18 protein-coding genes are annotated in these 19215 nt (G+C 37.7%); 6 read left to right on the top strand and 12 right to left on the bottom strand.

Annotated features, from left to right (window positions below; genetic code table 11):
* Positions 1–6 precede the first annotated feature (6 nt).
* The 3 genes from ACFYKX_RS12175 to ACFYKX_RS12165 form a co-directional block, all read right to left on the bottom strand.
* Positions 7–495 (bottom strand): PTS sugar transporter subunit IIA, encoded by a 489-nt coding sequence (locus tag ACFYKX_RS12175; RefSeq protein ID WP_389361306.1) that lies wholly within the window; start codon positions 493–495, stop codon positions 7–9.
* A 283-nt stretch (positions 496–778) separates the two neighbouring features.
* Positions 779–1792 (bottom strand): alpha/beta fold hydrolase, encoded by a 1014-nt coding sequence (locus ACFYKX_RS12170; RefSeq protein WP_389361304.1) that lies wholly within the window; start codon positions 1790–1792, stop codon positions 779–781.
* Between the two features lie 142 nt (positions 1793–1934).
* Positions 1935–2546: a flavodoxin family protein gene (locus ACFYKX_RS12165; RefSeq protein WP_389361302.1), complete on the bottom strand. Its 612-nt coding sequence runs from the start codon at positions 2544–2546 to the stop codon at positions 1935–1937.
* Positions 2547–2738: 192 nt separating this feature from the next.
* Here ACFYKX_RS12165 and ACFYKX_RS12160 point away from each other — a divergent pair, with 192 nt between their 5' ends.
* From ACFYKX_RS12160 to ACFYKX_RS12150, 3 genes are read left to right on the top strand one after another with little or no spacing between them, the layout of a single operon-like run.
* Positions 2739–3713, top strand: coding sequence for an ABC transporter ATP-binding protein (locus ACFYKX_RS12160; protein WP_389361300.1), 975 nt, complete (start codon positions 2739–2741; stop codon positions 3711–3713).
* Complete coding sequence (locus tag ACFYKX_RS12155; RefSeq protein WP_389361299.1) at positions 3714–4364, top strand: ABC transporter permease; 651 nt, start codon at positions 3714–3716, stop codon at positions 4362–4364.
* A gap of 6 nt (positions 4365–4370) precedes the next feature.
* Complete coding sequence (locus tag ACFYKX_RS12150) at positions 4371–5285, top strand: glycine betaine ABC transporter substrate-binding protein (protein WP_389361297.1); 915 nt, start codon at positions 4371–4373, stop codon at positions 5283–5285.
* A gap of 140 nt (positions 5286–5425) precedes the next feature.
* On the opposite strand, the gene ACFYKX_RS12145 is transcribed toward ACFYKX_RS12150, so the two are convergent.
* Complete coding sequence (locus ACFYKX_RS12145) at positions 5426–6403, bottom strand: zinc-dependent alcohol dehydrogenase family protein (RefSeq protein WP_389361295.1); 978 nt, start codon at positions 6401–6403, stop codon at positions 5426–5428.
* 62 nt (positions 6404–6465) lie between these two features.
* Entirely contained in the window at positions 6466–7134 is a 669-nt protein-coding gene (locus ACFYKX_RS12140) for an NAD(P)H-dependent oxidoreductase (RefSeq protein WP_389361293.1), read from the bottom strand.
* A gap of 172 nt (positions 7135–7306) precedes the next feature.
* On the opposite strand from ACFYKX_RS12140, the gene ACFYKX_RS12135 reads away from it, so the two are divergent.
* Positions 7307–8218, top strand: coding sequence for an ArsR/SmtB family transcription factor (locus ACFYKX_RS12135; protein WP_389361291.1), 912 nt, complete (start codon positions 7307–7309; stop codon positions 8216–8218).
* A 101-nt stretch (positions 8219–8319) separates the two neighbouring features.
* Here ACFYKX_RS12135 and ACFYKX_RS12130 read toward each other — a convergent pair whose 3' ends face one another.
* The 3 genes from ACFYKX_RS12130 to ACFYKX_RS12120 all read right to left on the bottom strand — a co-directional run bounded on the left by ACFYKX_RS12130 (position 8320) and on the right by ACFYKX_RS12120 (position 11621).
* Positions 8320–9624 carry a DUF2254 domain-containing protein gene (locus tag ACFYKX_RS12130; protein WP_389361289.1) on the bottom strand — a complete coding sequence of 435 codons (1305 nt, stop codon included), beginning with the start codon at positions 9622–9624 and terminating at the stop codon, positions 8320–8322.
* Positions 9625–9752: 128 nt separating this feature from the next.
* A complete protein-coding gene (truA, locus tag ACFYKX_RS12125) occupies positions 9753–10490 on the bottom strand; it encodes a tRNA pseudouridine(38-40) synthase TruA (protein WP_389361287.1) in 738 nt (245 codons plus the stop codon).
* Between the two features lie 156 nt (positions 10491–10646).
* Entirely contained in the window at positions 10647–11621 is a 975-nt protein-coding gene (locus ACFYKX_RS12120; RefSeq protein WP_389361514.1) for an ABC transporter substrate-binding protein, read from the bottom strand.
* Positions 11622–11915: 294 nt separating this feature from the next.
* Here ACFYKX_RS12120 and ACFYKX_RS12115 point away from each other — a divergent pair, with 294 nt between their 5' ends.
* Both ACFYKX_RS12115 and ACFYKX_RS12110 read left to right on the top strand, forming a co-directional pair.
* Positions 11916–12917 carry a FecCD family ABC transporter permease gene (locus ACFYKX_RS12115; RefSeq protein ID WP_389361285.1) on the top strand — a complete coding sequence of 334 codons (1002 nt, stop codon included), beginning with the start codon at positions 11916–11918 and terminating at the stop codon, positions 12915–12917.
* A complete protein-coding gene (locus ACFYKX_RS12110; protein WP_389361283.1) occupies positions 12917–13969 on the top strand; it encodes a FecCD family ABC transporter permease in 1053 nt (350 codons plus the stop codon). Before ACFYKX_RS12115 ends, ACFYKX_RS12110 begins: the two co-directional genes overlap by 1 nt.
* Positions 13970–14216: 247 nt before the next feature.
* Here ACFYKX_RS12110 and rlmD read toward each other — a convergent pair whose 3' ends face one another.
* From rlmD to ACFYKX_RS12090, 4 genes are all read right to left on the bottom strand, one after another.
* Complete coding sequence (rlmD, locus tag ACFYKX_RS12105; RefSeq protein ID WP_389361281.1) at positions 14217–15587, bottom strand: 23S rRNA (uracil(1939)-C(5))-methyltransferase RlmD; 1371 nt, start codon at positions 15585–15587, stop codon at positions 14217–14219.
* Positions 15588–15722: 135 nt separating this feature from the next.
* Complete coding sequence (locus ACFYKX_RS12100) at positions 15723–16865, bottom strand: acyl-CoA dehydrogenase family protein (protein ID WP_389361279.1); 1143 nt, start codon at positions 16863–16865, stop codon at positions 15723–15725.
* Positions 16866–17025: 160 nt separating this feature from the next.
* The gene (locus tag ACFYKX_RS12095; RefSeq protein ID WP_389361277.1) at positions 17026–17964 is read right to left on the bottom strand and encodes a diacylglycerol kinase; all 939 of its coding nucleotides are present in this window, start codon (positions 17962–17964) and stop codon (positions 17026–17028) included.
* A gap of 279 nt (positions 17965–18243) precedes the next feature.
* A complete protein-coding gene (locus tag ACFYKX_RS12090; protein WP_389361275.1) occupies positions 18244–19212 on the bottom strand; it encodes a hypothetical protein in 969 nt (322 codons plus the stop codon).
* Positions 19213–19215: the final 3 nt, after the last annotated feature.

Raw genomic sequence — 19215 nt, 5'->3', positions numbered from 1 at the left:
TGCTCATTATTTACCGGAAGTTGTCAAAATAACGGTTTTACCCGATATAGCATTCTTCTCATCTGTAATCGTATACTGTTTACTATCTTCATGACTATTCGTTATGACGATTGGTATGACAGAGCTTTTTGCTTTTGATTTAACAATGTCCCAGTCAACCTCCATTAAAAGGCTTCCCACTGAAACCTTCTCTCCAACTTCAACAGCAACCTGAAAGCCCTCACCCTTTAAAGCAACTGTTTCTAATCCTACATGAATTAATATTTCCGAGCCATCTTTAGCAGAGATTCCAATTGCATGTTTCGTAGGTGCAACTTGAATAATTGTTCCATCTACAGGAGCATATACATTTCCCTCAGTCGGCATGACTGCTACGCCTTCCCCCATCATTTTTTCACTAAAAACAGGGTCTGGAACTTGCTCTAGTGGAATGACTTCACCATTAACCGGAGAATATATTTCTAATTTTGCTTTTTTAAATAAATTAAATACCATTTTTGACTACTCCTTTTATAAAAGCTCCTTAAAGATAAACGAGCCTTACTTAATCATAAGTTTATTGAGTGTGAATTATACTAAACTGTAAAATATTTATTTGGAAGATTTCCGATGTAGAAAAAACTAAGCAAAAAAGGCATGGGGGTATCAATAGAAGGTTTAAACACCTAATATTTTTACCACCATGCCTGATCGTATCAGTAACATGTGATCTATATTTAATTATTAAGCTAATAATAACATCCGCACAGTAGAATGTAAACGGTTCCAAACCTTAAATTTATTTTATTTTTCCAACCATCTCTTTTATCTCATTAATGACTAGCTCTGGTTCATCATGAATAATAAAGTGACCGCTATTTTCAGCAACAATCAATTCACTATTGGTTGATAAGTTCAGCATTTGCTTTTGTTGCTCCTGCCAAATTTCCTCCATTTTATCACTGTTTTCTTTCGAAATCCCAAATGGGGTTGAGTCGATTGGTATACCATGTGTCATAATAGTCAAAGGAATATCTCCTAAAGAGTGATTTCGGATACTGTCTTCTACCTGATCAATATTCCTTAGCTCATCTTCCCTTGCATGAAAGAATTTTGAGCGCCCTTCAATGTTCATGGTTATCTGCTCTTCCCTTGTATCGGATTCTCCTAATAGACGAACAACTCCTGTTACCTTTAATAGATTAATAAGAGTTTTAGATGGCATACCCATCAAAGCTGGATCATGCCCTGCAGCTTCAATAATTGGGTTCGTTTCCTTTGAATAGTCCTCATGCCTGCTGTCTACTAAAACAACTCCTGCCACTTCTTCTTTATAGGTTTGAGCAAACAATCTTGCATACATCCCCCCTAAAGAGTGACCAACAACGATATATGGACCTTCAATTTCTTCTTCCTTTAATGCGGTATAAAGTTCATTTACAATATTTTCACCAGTTCGCTCTGTCGTTGCCTTTTCACTCCAAGCATATCCGCCACGGTCATAAGTTACAACTGTTCCAATCTCTGATAATTCCTCTGGTATGTCTTTCCAAATAGTACTTGATGCCCCACTTGCTGCTTCCAATATGATGGTTGGTTTTCCTTCACCCATCTTATTGATATGAAGCTTAAAGTCACCAACATCTACTAACTTTCCTTCCGCTGGATATTTTTTAATTCCTTGATAACTTGCAATCGCCTCATATGAAATTCCGAAAGCAAGTACTAATAAAATGATACTAACAAAACCAATGAATATCTTTTTCCATATAGGTTTCTTTTTCTTAACAATAGACTTAGTCTTTAATTCCACTTTTAAATCCTCCCCTTATTTCCTGTTGAGATAATCATAAAAAATGTTAGTCATATTACGTAAGTGACTGTAATCATCGAATAGGTCATTAAGGGAGTCATGAAATCATAAAGCTCCAATCAAGGAGACATGAAACTATGCTTTATAATAAATTTCCTTCTGCAGGGATGGGATGGTCTGCCAACAATTTAGCAAAATGAACAATATTATAAGAAAGGGTTTTAGTACTATTTTGTGTGAATTTATTTTCTTTTCCCTCATCTAAGTAGGAAGGCCCTGGTCCAGCTTCCCCCACCCAATAGGCATCTACATTTGGAGGAATTGTAAAACCGATATGCTGAAGTCCGTAGAGAAGAGATTTTGCAGATTCCTTTGCTCCATCTTCGTTTCCTGTAACAAGGGCTGCTCCAACCTTGTTATAATAGAGAGATTGTCCTTTTTCATTCGTTTCTGAGCTAGATGCATAAAGCCGCTCCATCACTAACGTTGCAAGACTACTCTTTTCCCCAAGCCATATAGGAGTTCCAATCACAACAATATCTGCTTCCTTCACTTTTTGGAAAATATCTGGCCAATCATCACCTTTACCCATATAAGGTTCCATTCCAAAGGCGATATTGTAATCTGCTATTCTTAACTCTTCCGTCTCAATTCCATTTTCCTCTACCCAATTACATGACTCATTTATGAGCGCACTTGTGTTTGACTCTTGATCACTCTTTTTTAAAGATGTATTTAAATATAATGCTTTCATTTCTCACTTTCTCCTTCCATAACTTTGAATTAAACTTGTCCTCTTCTTCTCTCATTCCACACCTCTCTATATATAAAACTCAAATTTTTAGAAAGCCTTAGGTAACCCTAAATCTTTGACTCTCAATCAGACTATTTATAAAATAAGTGTACTTAGCCATTACTTTTGGAAATTTTTTAGGAGGTGAGAAGGTTGATTACATTTAATAATGTTACCAAGACCTTTGAGGATGGAACGGTCGCGGTTGACAATGTTTCATTTACCGTTAAAACGGGAAACTTAGTTACATTAATTGGTCCAAGTGGATGTGGTAAAACAACTACTATGAAAATGATAAATAAGCTTATCCCTCTTTCTTCTGGTGAAATAACGATTAATGGGAATAACATTTCTAATGAAAATGCAGTCGAGCTGAGGCGAAATATTGGTTATGTTATCCAACGAATTGGATTACTTCCACATATGACCATAGAAGAGAATGTTTCGTTAGTTCCAAAATTAAAAGGTTGGAAGAAGGAAGATTACGAGAAAAAAGTAGATGATTTATTAGATATGGTAGGTCTAGATCCACATATTTTTAAAAAAAGATATCCTTTAGAGCTTAGTGGAGGACAACAACAACGGATTGGGGTTATAAGAGCATTGGCCGGCGATCCTCCGATTATCTTAATGGATGAACCTTTTAGTGCCCTCGATCCCATTAGTAGAGAACAGCTCCAAGATGAATTGAAGCTTATCCAAAAAAACATACATAAAACCATCGTATTCGTAACCCATGACATGGATGAAGCCCTTAAAATTGCTGACGAGCTTATTGTGATGAAAGCTGGAAGTATTGAGCAAATTGCCTCTCCTCGTACACTACTTGAAAATCCAGTAAATGATTTTGTTCGCTCCTTCATTGGTGAGGATAGAGTTCGACAGACTCTAATAAACAAAGAAGAACTTCAAGCCTCAGCGATTATGCAACCATTTTTTGATGAGGATTCAAACAATCTTTTTCCTACTCTATTTTATCAGTCATCTTTACAGAAAGTAGCACATACTATGCTGTTGAAAGAAGCAGAAACCATCATTATGGTCGACGAGAATGGTCTTCCAAAAGGAAAGATAGAGAAAAATCAGTTACTACAAGAGCTTGCAGGTTTAAAAAGGATGGTGGAGTAGATGAAGGCTCTACAAGTATTTTGGGACACGGTCGTTTCTAGGCAGGACCTAATTCTCGAAAGTGCCATTGAACATCTTTTCATATCTTTTCTAGCAATCCTCATCGCTGTCTGTATTTCCTTACCTCTAGGAATCTATATATCTAGAAAGAGAAAAGTTGCTGAGTTGTACATAGGAATCACGGCTGTTTTACAAACCATCCCTAGTCTTGCTCTCTTCGGCTTTCTTGTCCCCCTATTAGGAATTGGAACAGTTACGGCTTTAGTTGCACTCATTATATACGCTCTCCTTCCTATTCTCAGAAACACGTATACAGGAATCACAGGGGTGGAGGAAGGAATTATTGAAGCAGGCGAAGGAATGGGAATGACTTCACGCCAAATTCTTTGGAAGATTCAACTGCCCCTTTCTCTTCCATACATGATGGCCGGAATAAGAACAGCAACGGTTTTAACAGTTGGTGTTGCTACCCTAGCCACTTTTGTAGGAGCCGGAGGACTTGGAGATGTCATTTGGAGAGGCTTGCAATCTTGGAATAATAGTCTTGTTTTAGCAGGCGCTATCCCTGTTGCATTACTCGCGTTATTTTTAGATTTTATTTTAAAATTAATAGAAAAAAAGGTTACACCTAAAGGAATTAAATCGAATTGAGGAGGAATGAAGTTGAGGAACAAAAAATTCTACGTAGCTATTTTGATCGTTGTGACACTTTTATTAACTGCCTGCAATGCTAAGCAAGCTGGAGAAACAGCAAAAGATCCAATCGTGGTTTCAGGTAAAAACTGGACAGAGCAATATATCCTTTCACAGCTGCTTGCTATACATATTGAAGAAAACACAGACTATGATGTTGACCTTCAAGACGGATTAGGTGAAGTATCTATTTTGACTCCAGCACTTGAAAATGAAGAGATTGATATGTATGTAGAATATACAGGAACAGGTTTGGAAGCCGTATTAGGTGAACAAGCTGAAGAAGGAGAATCTAGTGAGAGCATATTTAACCGAGTAAAAGAAGGCTATGAAGAACGCTATCAATCTACTTGGCTAAAACCGCTAGGATTTGAAAACAACTATACTCTAGCTTATACAGAAGATGCTGATTTTGATGCTGAAACATACTCTGATATTGCTGCGTTATCTGAAAATCTTTCTTTCGGAGCACCTCATGCATTTTACGAGCGTCAAGGTGATGGATATGATGCTTTTAAGGAAGCTTATTCGTTTAATTTTTCAAAAACAGATAGTTTTGATCCAAATGTCATGTACCAAGCGTTGATTCAAGGAGATGTGGATGTTATCCCGGCCTTTACAACAGATGGCCGAATTGAACGATCCAATCTTCAAACAACAGTAGATGATCTTGGTTTCTTCCCTCGTTATGATGCAGCTATTGTCATTAGACAGGAAGTACTAGATCAATATCCTGATCTTGAGGAAACATTAAACGGCTTAGCAGGACAAATTACCGAAAAAGACATGCAGCAAATGAACGCAAGGGTAGATATCGATGGTGAAGATTATGAAGTGGTAGCAAGAGAATTTCTTACTTCTAAAGGGTTAATAAAATAATCTTGTTTGTGGGTTACAGAGAGCCGATTAAACAGGCAAGTGCCATTCCAAAAGCTCATGAAGTTCCTGCGACAGAACATAAAAACAGCTACTTTTTAGTAGCTGTTTTTATGTTGTTGAAATCAATTATGTTCTTTCCTTTATTCTGAAATACGTATTACGATCTTCCCAAACTGCCTTGCTTCTTCAAGCTCAATGTATGCTTCCTTGTATTCTTCAAAACGGTATATGCTCTTAGACAAAATAGGTCTTAGTTTGTGCTCTGCATAAAACGTGAGGGCTTCTTCTAAATCTGTTTGTGGTACCATTCCTGTTTCTACAAAGAAATCTTTATTTTTCAATTCATTCCAATCGATGCCACCCGTTGTAGATCCAAATACAAGTAATCTACCGTTCTTTGCTAGAGATTTTATACTACTCGGAATAGAATTCTTCCCACTGCTATCAACGACTACGTCAACTCCACGTCCATCTGTGAACTCTATTACTTTTTCAGCAATGTTTTCCGATTTGTAATTGAAACCAGCTATAGCTCCCAGTTCCATTGCTCGTTGAATTTTCTCATCAGACCCTGATGTTACAATTACTTTTGCACCTTTTATAAGGGCTAACTGAAGGATAAACAACGCTACTCCCCCACCAATTCCTTGGATAAGTACAGTTTCGCCCGATTTAATTTTTCCTTGCGTGACAACTGTCCCCCATGCTGTACTTAGAGCTAGAGGGACGGGAGCTGCTTCTTCAAAGCTTAGATAATCTGGTTTTCTTAAAATGTGGTCAGCTGAAAATTTCACATATTCTGCAAAAGTACCATCTGTTGGTCCTCCAAGAAATAGGTCATTTTTCATGTCATAAGGATTAAGCATCACTTCATCACCTTCTGACCAACCCTGTACTTCACTTCCAACTTTAGCGATTACCCCAGCCCCATCTCCACCTGCAATTAATTTCTCAATATCCTTTAATGCACGCCACTCATTGTTCACGTATATATCACGGTGATTTAGAGCCGCTGTTTTCACTTTTATTAAAACCTCATTTGGACCAATTTTAGGCATTGGCATCTCTTCAAGGTTTATGGAACCTTTTAATTTTGGATTTACGGTGATTGCTAACATGATTCATTCTCCTTTATATGTAAACTTTTGAGCCCATACTTATTTAGTAATTGCTTTTTCCATTATGATACGGTTGCTTCCTCTTTCTTAGTAAGATTACCATTTTCGTAATCTTCTAGAGCAGGGAACGGAATCATTGGGACTCTTTCTAGATGTGTCATTCTCTCTTTTATAAGTTCAATGAATTCTTTTCTCTTTTCTTCACTAACACCACTCGGGACAATAAACGGTTCAAGTACTGTCATACCCGTAAAATACAGAATTTCATGGTGGATGTTAAATAACCTCTCGTCCATTTCACCCTTTAGTCGGTTAACTCCATAATTCTCTAGATGTTTACCTCCGGTTGTGATAGACAGCATCGTTTTCTTCCCTTTTAAGTTCCCGTGGTTATACACTCCAGGACCATATGCAAAACCAGCCGCGAAAACCCGGTCAAACCAGCCTTTTATAATCGCAGGTGCTGATGTCCACCACATCGGAAACTGAAAGATGATGTAATCAGCCCATTCTACCTTTTCTCTTTCTAACTGAAGGTCTTTAGGAACTGTCGACAAATCTTGAGGAACCCTGACATCACTTAGCTGTGCGACAGGATTGAAGTTCATCGCATAAAGATCAGAAACGGTAACTTTTGCACCTTTCTTTATTAAAGCCTCTACTGCAGCATCTTTTAAACTTGAATTATATGAATTGGGATTGGGATGTGCATATATAACTAACACATTCATAGTAGTACACCTCTACATTTATATTATGATTTTTATTGTTCTATTTATATCGAACGTTTTATATTGTTCATTATAAATGATTATTTTAAAATTACAACTAATTTCCACTTTTATTATTTTTTTCTAATATGATAGAATAGCAGTAGCATTTGCGTACGGGAAGTGAAAACACATGGGATATAGAGTAGATTTTGAATTTTCTCCACTATATGAATTAATGAATAGCCTAGAGTTATTTTTAACAAAAAAGTCCATTAAAAATGTAGAATTGGGGACTGAATGGGTGAATGCCGTACAGGAAAAATTAGATGAACACAAAGTAGATTTAGGGAGTCCGAAGAACTTACCTTGTTTTAATTACTTGTCTCTATTAATATGGCAATCCCCGGTTAAGGACGATGTTGAAGCATTTGTAAAATGGCTTCGATCGCTAGATCCTGGACAGCTATACGAGAGGCTGTTTTCCTATTACTCTGAGGTACTACCAGCAGACCTAAGTTCCCTACGAGATAAATATATTGAATTAATTTCAAAATGGAATAGTGTATATTTTAATGATTTAGACCCCATCATCATTAAAACCTTGAGACAGTCTATTAATGAATGGGACGGGAAAGAAAAAGAGGTAGATTCTGTTTCATTTGTGGATCAAGTTTCCGGTGGGGTTCGTATAGAGGACTACAAAGGATTGCAACAAGTGATTTTAATTCCTTCTTATCACATAAATCCGCTCATTACGATTTATAAATACAAGAACATGGTTCATGTCATGTACCCTGTTGATTTACCAGAGAAAGATTCTGAACAGCCGTCTAAAAAGCTTGTGCGCTTAACAAAAGCCCTCTCTGATGAGAATCGATTGCGTATATTAAAGCTTGTGAAGGAAGGACCTAAAACTTTTACAGAAATTCAGCAACGTTTTGAACTTTCGAAAAGTACGGTCCACCATCATGTTATGATGCTTCGTACTGCAGGCTTAATTAGTGCCTATCATACGAACGAATGCTGTACGGAGACGTTTGTGTATCGGGAGAATGGGCTTACGGAGTTAACGCAAAATATCAATTTGTATCTTGGAAAATAAGTGATGATAGAAACACGTGGAATCAGAAACAGGGATGGTATGCTATAAAAAGGAAGCTTGCCTATTAAAATTTTTAAGCAAGCCTCCTTCTTAATGGAAAGTTATGTTGAAACTTCATTATGCGTCACCCCAAACAACATCCCCTTCTTCACCCGTAGATACTCCTCATCCAGCTCATGTAAATCCATATCCTCATGAAAATAATAAGTAATATAGTCAAGAAAACCCCACACTACCTCCCTGTTCTCAACAGAGCTATTCTGTGCTGTTAAAATCAATGCATCCAGAATAGCCCCCAATATCGGTAAGTCTTTTCTACTCTTTACCTCAAATTCATAAAAGCTAAAGTAGAGGAGATTTTGTAAACTTTCCATTGCTATAAAGACCCTTGGTTTGTCTTCTTCATCTTTAAAAAGCAGGTTCCCCTCTAATAAAGGACTTATCTCTGCTAGTACCTTTCCGATATTCCTAATACAGTGCTTCGCGGTGAAAGGGTCATTGATTGCAGGGGAAGTTGCTCTCAAAGCAATTTCTACTAACTTTTGAACAGAATAGGAAAGGTCCTGAGAGGTGTTTCTTTGTTGAGCTAGTGTTATGTGTTTTTTACACGTTTCTAAAAGCTGATCATCAACACTCCCATTATCACGATAAACGGTAAATACCACTTTACCTTCAGAAACAAACTCCCCTATTTTGTGATGGAATTTTATAAATAGGTTATTTTTAGTAGCAAAAGAGACAAGTTCTTCTGTATTCACCATTTGAAGATAGGCGGCCTCTTTACAGTAGCAGGATTTATTAAATCCCAACTCTATTTCAAAATCGTTGCTAATAGCCAGCCTCTTGCCCTTCAACTGCTTTTTCAACGCCTGACTACATTCGTATGTTTCTTTCGTTAGTTTTTCAATCAGATAATCCACCTGAATGGACTTCCCGATATAGTGGATAAAGTGAATAAAGAACAACAAACATACAATCGTAAAAAGGACTCCGACCGCTGCTGAAATTACGTACTCATTCCCGATGGATTTCCTCATAAATAGAAGACTATAGATGGAATAGATAAAGCCACCTAGAAAAATTCCAAGTACCCTCATTGTAGTTTTTTCGGTCATGAAATTGGGAAGTGCTCTTGGTGAGAATTGAGAGGAATAGGTCGTTAACACAACCATGATAATCGAAAATGTAAAGGTCGTCATCGTTAACAGCGCAGAGGCTAAAGTAGCTAATATTTTTATTGCGAGATCTACACTTGTAAGCAAGATGTCAGGTACAAACTCCCTGTAATCTTTTATGAAGTAAGTATCAAACATAACAGTTATAATTGCTAAGATTAATCCAATTCCACTATATATACTCGGTAATAACCAAAGACTGTTCTTTAATTTGCGCCATAGTTTATTCATTATGAAAGTATCTTCCCTCCCTTGAAGCAGAAGTTTTGACCCCTAACAGTTTTGCCCTAGGACATAAAGTTAAACTTGCCAAATGAAAAAAGCCTATCTTCGTCTGATTGAGACAAAGATAGGCACAATTAAAATTCAATATCTACAAGATACAACCCACCAGCCTCTGCCATTCCGCCAGTCTGCACTCTCTCCTTCGATTCAATAATTCCAGGAATGCTTTCTGCTTCTTTTTCTCCCAGACCAACTTCTATCAACGTTCCAACAATTTTTCTCACCATATTATAGAGAAAACCGTTCCCATTAATCTTAATTTCAATAAAGCCTTCTACTTCTTCTATATCAATACTATTTACTTTTCGCACCATCGATTTTTTCTTACTTTTTGCATTCGAGTACGAAGTGAAGTCGTGTTCACCTATAAAAAACTGAGCTGCTTTTTTCATTTTTGATATATCTAATTTTTTGTCAACATGCATGCTGTACTTTCTCATGAAAGGATTTGTATATTCTTTATTCCAAATCTTGTACAGATATGTCTTTTCCTTCGCGTTATATCGAGCATGAAAACGATCATGAACCTTCTCAACCTCTATGACACTAATATCTCTTGGCAAATATCTGTATAGATATTCCCTAATATCTGATTCCGCTAAGTCCTCACTCATCTTAAAGTTAGCCACTTGATATAAAGCATGAACCCCTGCATCTGTTCTGCTACTACCAAAAATCTCAATCTTTCTTCTAACCATTTCGGATAGAACATTTTCTATCTTTCCTTGAATTGTATTATCATCGTTCCCGAGCCTCTGCCAGCCTCGATAACGACCTCCATCATATTGAATCACCATTTTATAATTGTTCATAACTTCTCCTTATAAATCTTTATCTCTGTTATGTAGTTGGTTAAGATTCTAACACTATATAGTTTACCTCAATTAGCTAAGTTAATTGCCCATCAATCCTAAAAAAATCCATAACATAAAAATAGAGCTGGAATCATCTCCAGCTCTACTTAAAAATTACTGTTCTAAAAAGAATTTTTCAAGATCATCTAAGAAAAGGTTAGCTGCAATTACTCCACCAGCAGTGTTCCAAATTGAGTCATCTACTTTGTGAATGTTTCCAGCTTTAACAGCTTCTAAGTTTTGGAATAAAGGATCTTTTAACCATTCCTCTTCGTTGTTAAGTGCATCAGTCTCTCCTGGTGGTGCATAAGTAAAGTAGAAAATGATGTCCCCTTCCATTTGAGGGATTTGCTCTTTACCAGCTTTAATCATAAAGTCTTCTACATTTTGTGCTTCAGGACGTGCAAAACCGATTTGCTCTAAAATAGTTCCTGCGAAAGTATCTTTTAGATAAATACGAACGTGATCAGCCATAAAACGAATAATAGAGATTTCAGTAGTTAGCTTGTCGCCAGCATTTTCTTTGATTTCTGCCACACGCGCGTCAAAATCAGCCATTACTTTTTGACCTTCAGCCTCTTTATTTAATGCTTTTGCATATAATTCAAAGTTTAATTTCCAATCGCCTTTAAGCGTTTCAGCAAAAACTGTTGGTGCAATCTTGTTTAATTGCTCATAGATTTCTTCTTGACGTAGCTTGTTACCAATGATCAAATCAGGTTGTAACGCTGCAATTGCTTCCAAGTTAACGCTACTTTCTTGCCCTACTGCTGTAACACCTTCCATTTGATCTTTAATATGTGCATAGAAGTCTGAACCTTCAGCAGGTGACCAAGAACTTACTGCTCCTACTGGCTTAACTCCCATAGATAGCAATGCTTCTGTACCTTCATTTGTAAGAATAACGACTTTTTCAGGTGTTCCTTCGATTGTAGTTGTACCCATAGCATGTTCAACTGTGTAAGACGCTGGTGTTGCTTCTTCTTTGTTTGTTTCAGATCCTGTATCTGACTTTTCTTCCGTTTGTGCAGCTTCTTCTTTACTTTCTCCTTGGCCGCAACCAGTTAGAATTAAAGAAAATACTAGCATAAGAGATAAAAGTGTAAGTATAGATTTTGCATTAAGCTTCTTAAACAAGGTTGTTTTCCCCTTCCGTAATCGGTAATGATTATCATTTACATTTACGAGAATAATTCATATTTCACCAATAGTCAATACCCTTTCACAACACTGTCATAAAAATTGAAAATGATTCTCAAAATCATTGACATCTAGACCCAAACATAAAATAATAGAATATTGAGTATAGAATTTATAAGAATCAAATTATCTATGAAAAAGGCTATTTTCAATGTAGCTGCTAAACTTTGAGGAGTTTTCATAATGATTTTAAAAACAAATAGGTTAAAAATAGTCGGACTTTGTATAGGAGCTATTTTCTTACTATTAAGTATGATTGCTAGTATTATTTACGGGTACACCGATACGACTCTAAAGATGGCGATTGAGGCTTTTAGAAATTTTAATGGTTCGAATGAGCATATTATTATTCAATCCGTTCGGCTTCCGAGAGCTCTAATTGCAGCCGTAGTAGGAGCAAGCCTTGCAATTGCAGGTGCATTGATGCAAGCCCTTACAAAAAACCCATTGGCTTCCCCAGGAATTCTAGGAGTCAATGCCGGAGCTGGATTCTTTGTCGTTGTTGCCGTTTCAGTTTTTAGTATAAGTTCCATGCAATCTTTTACTTGGATTGCTTTCTTAGGAGCCGCTGTTGCAGCCTTTGCAGTTTATTTTCTTGGTTCATTAGGTCGAGAAGGATTAACTCCAATGAAGCTCACACTAGCAGGAGCAGCCATGGCAGCCTTGTTTTCTTCCTTTACACAAGGATTACTTGTATTGAATGAACGAGCATTAGAGGAAGTATTATTTTGGTTAGCTGGTTCTGTTCAAGGTAGAAAGCTAGAACTGCTTTATGGTGTCTTACCTTATATAGCAGTTGCATGGATCGCTTCAATGATCATTGCTAGTAAAGTGAATGTTCTTTCCATGGGAGAAGATGTCGCGAAGGGATTAGGACAAAAAACAGGACTTATCAAAATTATCTCTGCACTTATCATCGTTGTATTAGCTGGAGGATCAGTTGCAGTAGCCGGACCAATTGGCTTTATTGGCATCGTTGTTCCACATTTAGCTAGATCATTGGTTGGGATCGATCATCGCTGGGTTATCCCTTACTGCGCGATCATTGGTGGTTCCCTTCTTATTTGGGCCGATATTAGTGCGCGCTATATTATTATGCCTGAAGAAGTTCCAGTTGGTGTTATGACAGCAATCATTGGAACGCCGTTCTTTATATACATCGCAAGAAGGGGGATATCTAAATAATGAAGAAATATAAAACCCTTCGTATAAAAGGTGTTATATCCTTTCTAATTGATCAGAAAGCATTACTTGTTACGATTGCTCTTTTTATTGCTACTTTGGCAGCGTTTATTATTAGTACAGGCATGGGAGATATGAAGATTTCCCCATTGGAAGTGATCAAGACTTTATTTGGTAAAGGTACGGATATGCATTCTCTCGTTGTTAATCAATTCCGTTTGCCAAGGATCATCGTTGCATTATTCGCTGGTATGAGCTTAGCCGTTGCAGGTGCGATTTTACAAGGAATTATTAGAAATCCACTTGCCTCCCCTGATATTATCGGTATTACGGGTGGGGCGTCTGTTGCTGTAGTAGGATTTTTAGCCTTGTTTAGTGACAGCAATAATTCTCTAACCATCAGTATCCATTGGTTGCCTTTAGCAGCTTTCATTGGAGCAACAACGATTGCTTTACTTGTTTACTTTTTATCTTGGAAAAATGGTGTATCGCCTATCCGGCTAGTGTTAATTGGTATTGGTATCGCTGCCCTAACTCAAGCTTTTACCACCACATTGATGATTATGGGGCCTATTTTTCAAGCTAGTCAGGCAAATATATGGATTACCGGAACGGTGTATGGCTCAAACTGGTCAAATGTTAAAATTTTAGTACCATGGGCTTCTGTACTATTAATTATAAGTTTTGTATTAGCGCAAAAGCTTAATATTCAAGAGCTTGGGGAAGAGTTAGCAAAGGGTGCCGGGAGCAGAGTACAAAAAGATCGTTTTACATTACTATTAATTAGTACTGCGTTAACCGGTGGAGCCGTTGCTTTTGCTGGAGGTATTGGGTTTGTTGGTCTAATGGCTCCTCACATTGCTCGTAATTTAGTTGGTTCTGCATTCGGAGCGCTACTTCCGACATCCGCGTTAATTGGTGGTTTATTAGTTATAGTGGCAGATTTAATAGGAAGAACGATAGCAACGCCATTAGAAATACCAGCAGGTGTTTTTACTGCTGCTATTGGAGCACCTTACTTCATCTACTTATTGTTTAAAAATCGTAATCTATAAGAAAAGCGCAAGCGCCTTGCTAAGCGCCGTATAAACTGGAGGCCCATCGTATGAGATAAAGGAAACACGGAGAGCGTAGCGATTCGATGTTGACTTATCGTAAGGAGATGGGGTGAAGTTTACTAGGCGCTAGGCGCTGGAGCTAGACACCAATCTAACTTGAAAAACTTATACTTTCTTAGCTAGTAAACGAAAAACCTATCATGTCCCTTTAATTAGCTAGACATGATAGGTTTTTTTATTTTCCTCACTTTAAGATCAATTTCGCAACAGCTTCACAATGCGTCGTATGCGGGAACATATCAACTGGCTGTACTTCAACCGTTTTATAGCCCCCATCCTCTAGGATTCGTAAATCCCTAGCTAATGTTGCCGGATTACACGATACATACACAACTTTCTTTGGCTTCATATCAATAATGGTTTGTAGAAGTGCTTCATCGCAGCCTTTTCGCGGCGGATCGACTACTAATACTTCCGCCGTAACCCCTTCCTTATACCACTTCGGAATTACGACCTCTGCCTCACCAACAGCAAATTCAACATTAGAGATATCATTTAACATCGCGTTACGGTTCGCATCCTCGATGGCTTCAGGGACAATTTCTACTCCATAAACCTTCTTAGCCTTTTGCGCTAAAAAGAGTGATATCGTTCCAATTCCACAATAGGCATCAATAACATTCTCTTCACCGGTTAAGTCTGCATATTGCAAAGCTGTCTCATATAATACCTTTGTTTGTTCAGGATTTACCTGATAAAAGGATCTTGAGGATATGGCAAACTTCACATTGCCAATATAGTCATAAATCACTTCTTCTCCCCATAGAACTTTTGTTTCATTCCCTAAAATAACATTTGTTTTTCGACTATTTACATTCTGAATAATGGATTTTACTCCATCAATTCGAGAGATTATTTCTTCTATTATTTGATTTTTATGAGGTAAGTCTTGAGTTCTGGTTACAATTACAACCATAACTTCACCCGTTACTAACCCATGACGAGCCATAATATGCCTTAATGTCCCTTTATGTCGCTGTTCATCATAGGCTGAAATTCCAAGACGCTCACATATTTCCTTTACTGCCTGAACCACTTTATCATTAATCTCTTGTTGGATGAGACATGCTTGCATATCAATTATTTCATGGCTACGTTTTTGGTAAAAGCCAGCAATCAAGCCTCCCTCTCTTTCTCCTACAGGAACTTGCGCTTTATTGCGATATCTCCAAGGTTCCTCCATCCCTAAAGTAGGATGAACCTTTACATTCTCGAGCTTTCCAATTCTTGTTAGTACATCGCGAACCTGCTTTTCTTTTGCCCTTAATTGACCTTCATAACTAAGATGTTGGAGCTGACATCCACCGCATTCATTATAAATAGGGCATGGCGCATTTACTCGATCCTTGCTTTCTTCGTATATCTCAATTAAGCGACCAAAGCTATACCCTTTATTTACTTTAATTACTTTTATTTTCGCCTTTTCTCCAGGCAATCCGTTCGGTACGAATATTGGATAACCATCTATTTTGGCTACACCTGCTCCGTCATGGGTTAAATCCTCAAACTCTACATCTATGTAATCATTTTTATTAATCGGGATTGTTTTACTCATTAGATTCTTCCTTTACTCGGATCTACATGTCCAAATTGACTAGAAAAATTGTAACATACTTGTATACAAAATACGAAATCCCCAGATAAAAATAGAAAAACTGCCGGTCTCTCTTTTAACCAGCAGTTTTTACAACTATTTGATTGCGTTCTTCGCAAGTAACATAATCGTCATGTCGTCCATAGGTGGGTTGTGAAGACCGGCACGGACATCGCGATAATATCGCTGTAAAGGATTTTGTTCTGAAAGGCTTCTAGCACCCACAATTCTCATCGCCAAGTCAACCACTTCGATGGCAGAGTTTGTCACTGCAAGCTTCGCCGCTCCTAATTCAGGCTTCATGCGATTTCTTCCTTCTTCATCCGCTTCATCCCATTGTTTTGCCACAGAATGAAGAAAATGACGGGCTCTCATTAACTCAAACTCCATCTCTCCCACTTTCTGTTGAACATTTGGCAAATCGATAATCGATCCCTTAATGCTATTCGGTGAGTATTCTTTTGCAAACTGAATGGCATACGTTCGAGCTGCCTGGGCAATTCCTAAATAGCAAGCTGGAATGTGAAGTAACCAACCTGATGCACCCTTGTTACCTGGCTCAACCCGCTCTACTAAATAATCCTCTTCGATTTTAACATCCTTTAGGACTAAATCATGACTTCCCGTACCTCTCATCGCGATACTATCCCATGTCTCTTCAATTTCCACACCATCAGTAGACCTGGGAATTAAGAAATAACCGACTTCCTCACTTTCAGCTACGGTGGCTGTTACATTAAAATAATCAAGCATGGGAGACATCGTTGTGAATGTTTTTCGGCCATTGACCACCCAGTGCTTCCCTTGTTTTACTGCAGTAGTGGTTGGCTTCCCACCACGCGTTGGACTTCCTGTTTGTCTTTCAGATGCGCAATTGTTAATAAGGGCTCCATTACGAACATCCTCACACATCATCTTAAACATGGATTCTTTCCATCTATTTCTTTCCCCGAGATCCTGTATGATTCCCATATGCCAACCTATGGACAATGCGGTTGAACCGTCTCCTCTTGCAATATATTCTTGAAGACACACTAGCTCATATAGAGATATTTCTTCTCCGCCATATCTTTTAGGTACTGTTAACGCGGTATATCCTGAAGTCTTTAAATCGTTAAGATTATCAAAAGGAAATGTCCCTTCTTCATCAACAGGAGCTGCCCTTTTTGAAAATCGCTCTGATAACGTGCTCATTAATTCGAGCCTCTCTTCAGTTGTTTTTAATTCTTGAAATCGCATTAATGTTCACGCTCCTTTAAAAACTCAATAAGCATTAATTCGTATTTTATAACACGACACTGTTTCATTCTTTACCCAATTATAGCATCCACCATTTACATTCTTAAAACAACTACACTTATATAAGAAAAAAGCTAGCCTGGGCTAGCTTTTTAAGGTTCTATTCATTTACGGTTACCGCGCTGTTTTCAGGACGGTCCTCATCGCGGATATCATCAATAGGAACAAACACTTCAAGATGTCGATACAAATTCACAAATTCAGCTGGCACTAAACCACCAAACTCCCCATCTAAATTTAATTGTATCTTTTCTTCTGAATGCACTTTTATTCGATTTGCTTTCGTATAGATGACAAGTGGATCATTCACATGCTCTCCACGGATAGCCAAAGTCGCTACCCTAATGAAATCCGCTAGGTTTGTTTTCTTTAGAATAAGCAAAGAGAACATTCCATCGTTTATAGATGAGTCTGGAGCAAGCTTTTCAAAACCACCAACCGAGTTAGTTAAGCCTACTAAGAATAGCATCGCTTCCCCTTCAAAAAGCTTTCCATCATATTCAATATTCACCTCGGTAGCTCGAATAGACGGAAGCATTTCTACACCCTTCAAATAATATGCTAGTTGTCCAAGCATGGTCTTTAGTTTACTTGGGACCTCATACGTAAGTTCCGTAATACGTCCACCACCAGCAATATTTATGAAATATTTCTCATTTATACGCCCAATATCTACTGGAATCGTATCACCTTTTACAATGATATCAACCGCAACCTCAATATCCCTCGGAATATGTACAGCCCTTGCAAAATCATTTGTTGTTCCTACTGGTATAATTCCAAGTTTAGGACGATAATCTTTTTCGGCCAAACCGTTCACTACTTCATTAATTGTACCGTCTCCACCTGCAGCTACTACTAAATCATATCGGCGTTCCACCGCAATTTCAGCCGCTTTCGTTGCATCACCAGGTCCGGTCGTTGCATGACAGGATGTTTCATACCCTGCTTCCTCAAGTTTTCTGAGCACCTCAGATAAATGCTTCTTGAAAATCTCACGACCTGAGGTTGGATTATAAATAATTCTTGCTCTTTTCATATCCATCATCCTATTTTACTTAGTCTCTATACTATATTGATTGTTATTTATTGTTCAAAACGTAGTCTCTCTTTCCGAACTCAATTCCATCTTTTAACATCATAACCCAAAAAATTGCCGCTCGCAATTTTCTAAAGTTCTCCCTTATCATTTTATAGGAAAGATGGAATAGCCCGACCCATATCATATCCCTTTTATTAGAAAATGGAAAGCTTCAATTTGATTAAAACATAAAAAGATTCTTAGCGTTAACACTAAGAATCAAATGAAAGGCAATGGTTACTTTAACGTATTCAAACTAACTTTAAAGCTATTGGATATATTTAGCTGATGAGTACCTTTTCCCATTTTGTAACTGGCATTTTTAAAATGGTTATTGCCCTCTGGATACGCATATCCCTCTTCAATCTCATTAAACTCGGGGTTAGAATCCTCTGTATGACCAGACGTTACAGTCCATTCATTCTCCTGACTAACCAACTCTTGTATCCCAACTGCTGAAACCGTTACATCACTGTTTTTTTCTAAATGAAGGGAGATACTTGAAGCACTCTCCACATTCCAGTCACTCATTAGTGTGCGCGGTTTTATTGTAATAGGATTATCATTCCCAGTTACCTCTAACTTTACATTGGTCGGAACCAACACCGTCGCAACCATAGTAGAGTAAAAATCAAATGGTCCTCTATAATTTTCTGGCAACCCTTTAATCGTTATATACAAAGTGTCACCCTTTTGAAGTGCAGAGACATAGTCATCCGCTTCTGATATTAGTTCTTTGTTTTTACTCGTACTTGCTCGATACGTTCCGAACATTGAAACCTCTTTATCTATTGTACTTTCAACCGTGACAGGATAGCGTTCAGTATGGAGAACTACTCGTTTTATATCCTCACTAACTTCCTTTGTAAAGGAAGGCAGTTCATAAGTCTTCTCCTCTCTTCCTAAAACATCATCCATGATATCTAGTAGACCTGTTGTATTTAACACAGCGAACGCAATTCCAAGGGTTCCAAGAATGCCAACAAAGAAAATACTTAAAAAATCATATTTTAGTAATGGCTTTTCCTGCCTCGATAAAAATAAATATACTAATATCTCAATACCAAGTACGACAAGTATAATTGGCAACCAAGATATCATCACATGAAGCATATCTAATCCTAGAATTTGTGAAAATAATAAATATATACCTAGAAATAGCAGTGCTATTCCCATTGAAATGGTTCCGACTCGCCAAGTTCTCATTGT

The organism is Cytobacillus spartinae (genome assembly GCF_042865285.1).
GTDB lineage: Bacteria > Bacillota > Bacilli > Bacillales > Cytobacillaceae > Robertmurraya_A > Robertmurraya_A spartinae.
The sequence above is the reverse complement of the archived record's forward strand: the minus strand, read 5'-3'. Positions and strand labels throughout refer to the sequence as shown.

Bases quoted from the DNA above. Each gene is read 5' to 3' on its own strand.
- ACFYKX_RS12175 (WP_389361306.1), bottom strand. From the start codon at position 495: ATGGTATTTAATTTATTTAAAAAAGCAAAATTAGAAATATATTCTCCG.
- ACFYKX_RS12165 (WP_389361302.1), bottom strand. From the start codon at position 2,546: ATGAAAGCATTATATTTAAATACATCTTTAAAAAAGAGTGATCAAGAG.
- ACFYKX_RS12155 (WP_389361299.1), top strand. From the start codon at position 3,714: ATGAAGGCTCTACAAGTATTTTGGGACACGGTCGTTTCTAGGCAGGAC.
- ACFYKX_RS12150 (WP_389361297.1), top strand. From the start codon at position 4,371: ATGAAGTTGAGGAACAAAAAATTCTACGTAGCTATTTTGATCGTTGTG.
- ACFYKX_RS12145 (WP_389361295.1), bottom strand. From the start codon at position 6,403: ATGTTAGCAATCACCGTAAATCCAAAATTAAAAGGTTCCATAAACCTT.
- ACFYKX_RS12140 (WP_389361293.1), bottom strand. From the start codon at position 7,134: ATGAATGTGTTAGTTATATATGCACATCCCAATCCCAATTCATATAAT.
- ACFYKX_RS12135 (WP_389361291.1), top strand. From the start codon at position 7,307: ATGGGATATAGAGTAGATTTTGAATTTTCTCCACTATATGAATTAATG.
- ACFYKX_RS12130 (WP_389361289.1), bottom strand. From the start codon at position 9,624: ATGAATAAACTATGGCGCAAATTAAAGAACAGTCTTTGGTTATTACCG.
- truA (WP_389361287.1), bottom strand. From the start codon at position 10,490: ATGAACAATTATAAAATGGTGATTCAATATGATGGAGGTCGTTATCGA.
- ACFYKX_RS12120 (WP_389361514.1), bottom strand. From the start codon at position 11,621: ATGCTAGTATTTTCTTTAATTCTAACTGGTTGCGGCCAAGGAGAAAGT.
- ACFYKX_RS12115 (WP_389361285.1), top strand. From the start codon at position 11,916: ATGATTTTAAAAACAAATAGGTTAAAAATAGTCGGACTTTGTATAGGA.
- ACFYKX_RS12110 (WP_389361283.1), top strand. From the start codon at position 12,917: ATGAAGAAATATAAAACCCTTCGTATAAAAGGTGTTATATCCTTTCTA.
- rlmD (WP_389361281.1), bottom strand. From the start codon at position 15,587: ATGAGTAAAACAATCCCGATTAATAAAAATGATTACATAGATGTAGAG.
- ACFYKX_RS12100 (WP_389361279.1), bottom strand. From the start codon at position 16,865: ATGCGATTTCAAGAATTAAAAACAACTGAAGAGAGGCTCGAATTAATG.
- ACFYKX_RS12095 (WP_389361277.1), bottom strand. From the start codon at position 17,964: ATGAAAAGAGCAAGAATTATTTATAATCCAACCTCAGGTCGTGAGATT.
- ACFYKX_RS12090 (WP_389361275.1), bottom strand. From the start codon at position 19,212: ATGAGAACTTGGCGAGTCGGAACCATTTCAATGGGAATAGCACTGCTA.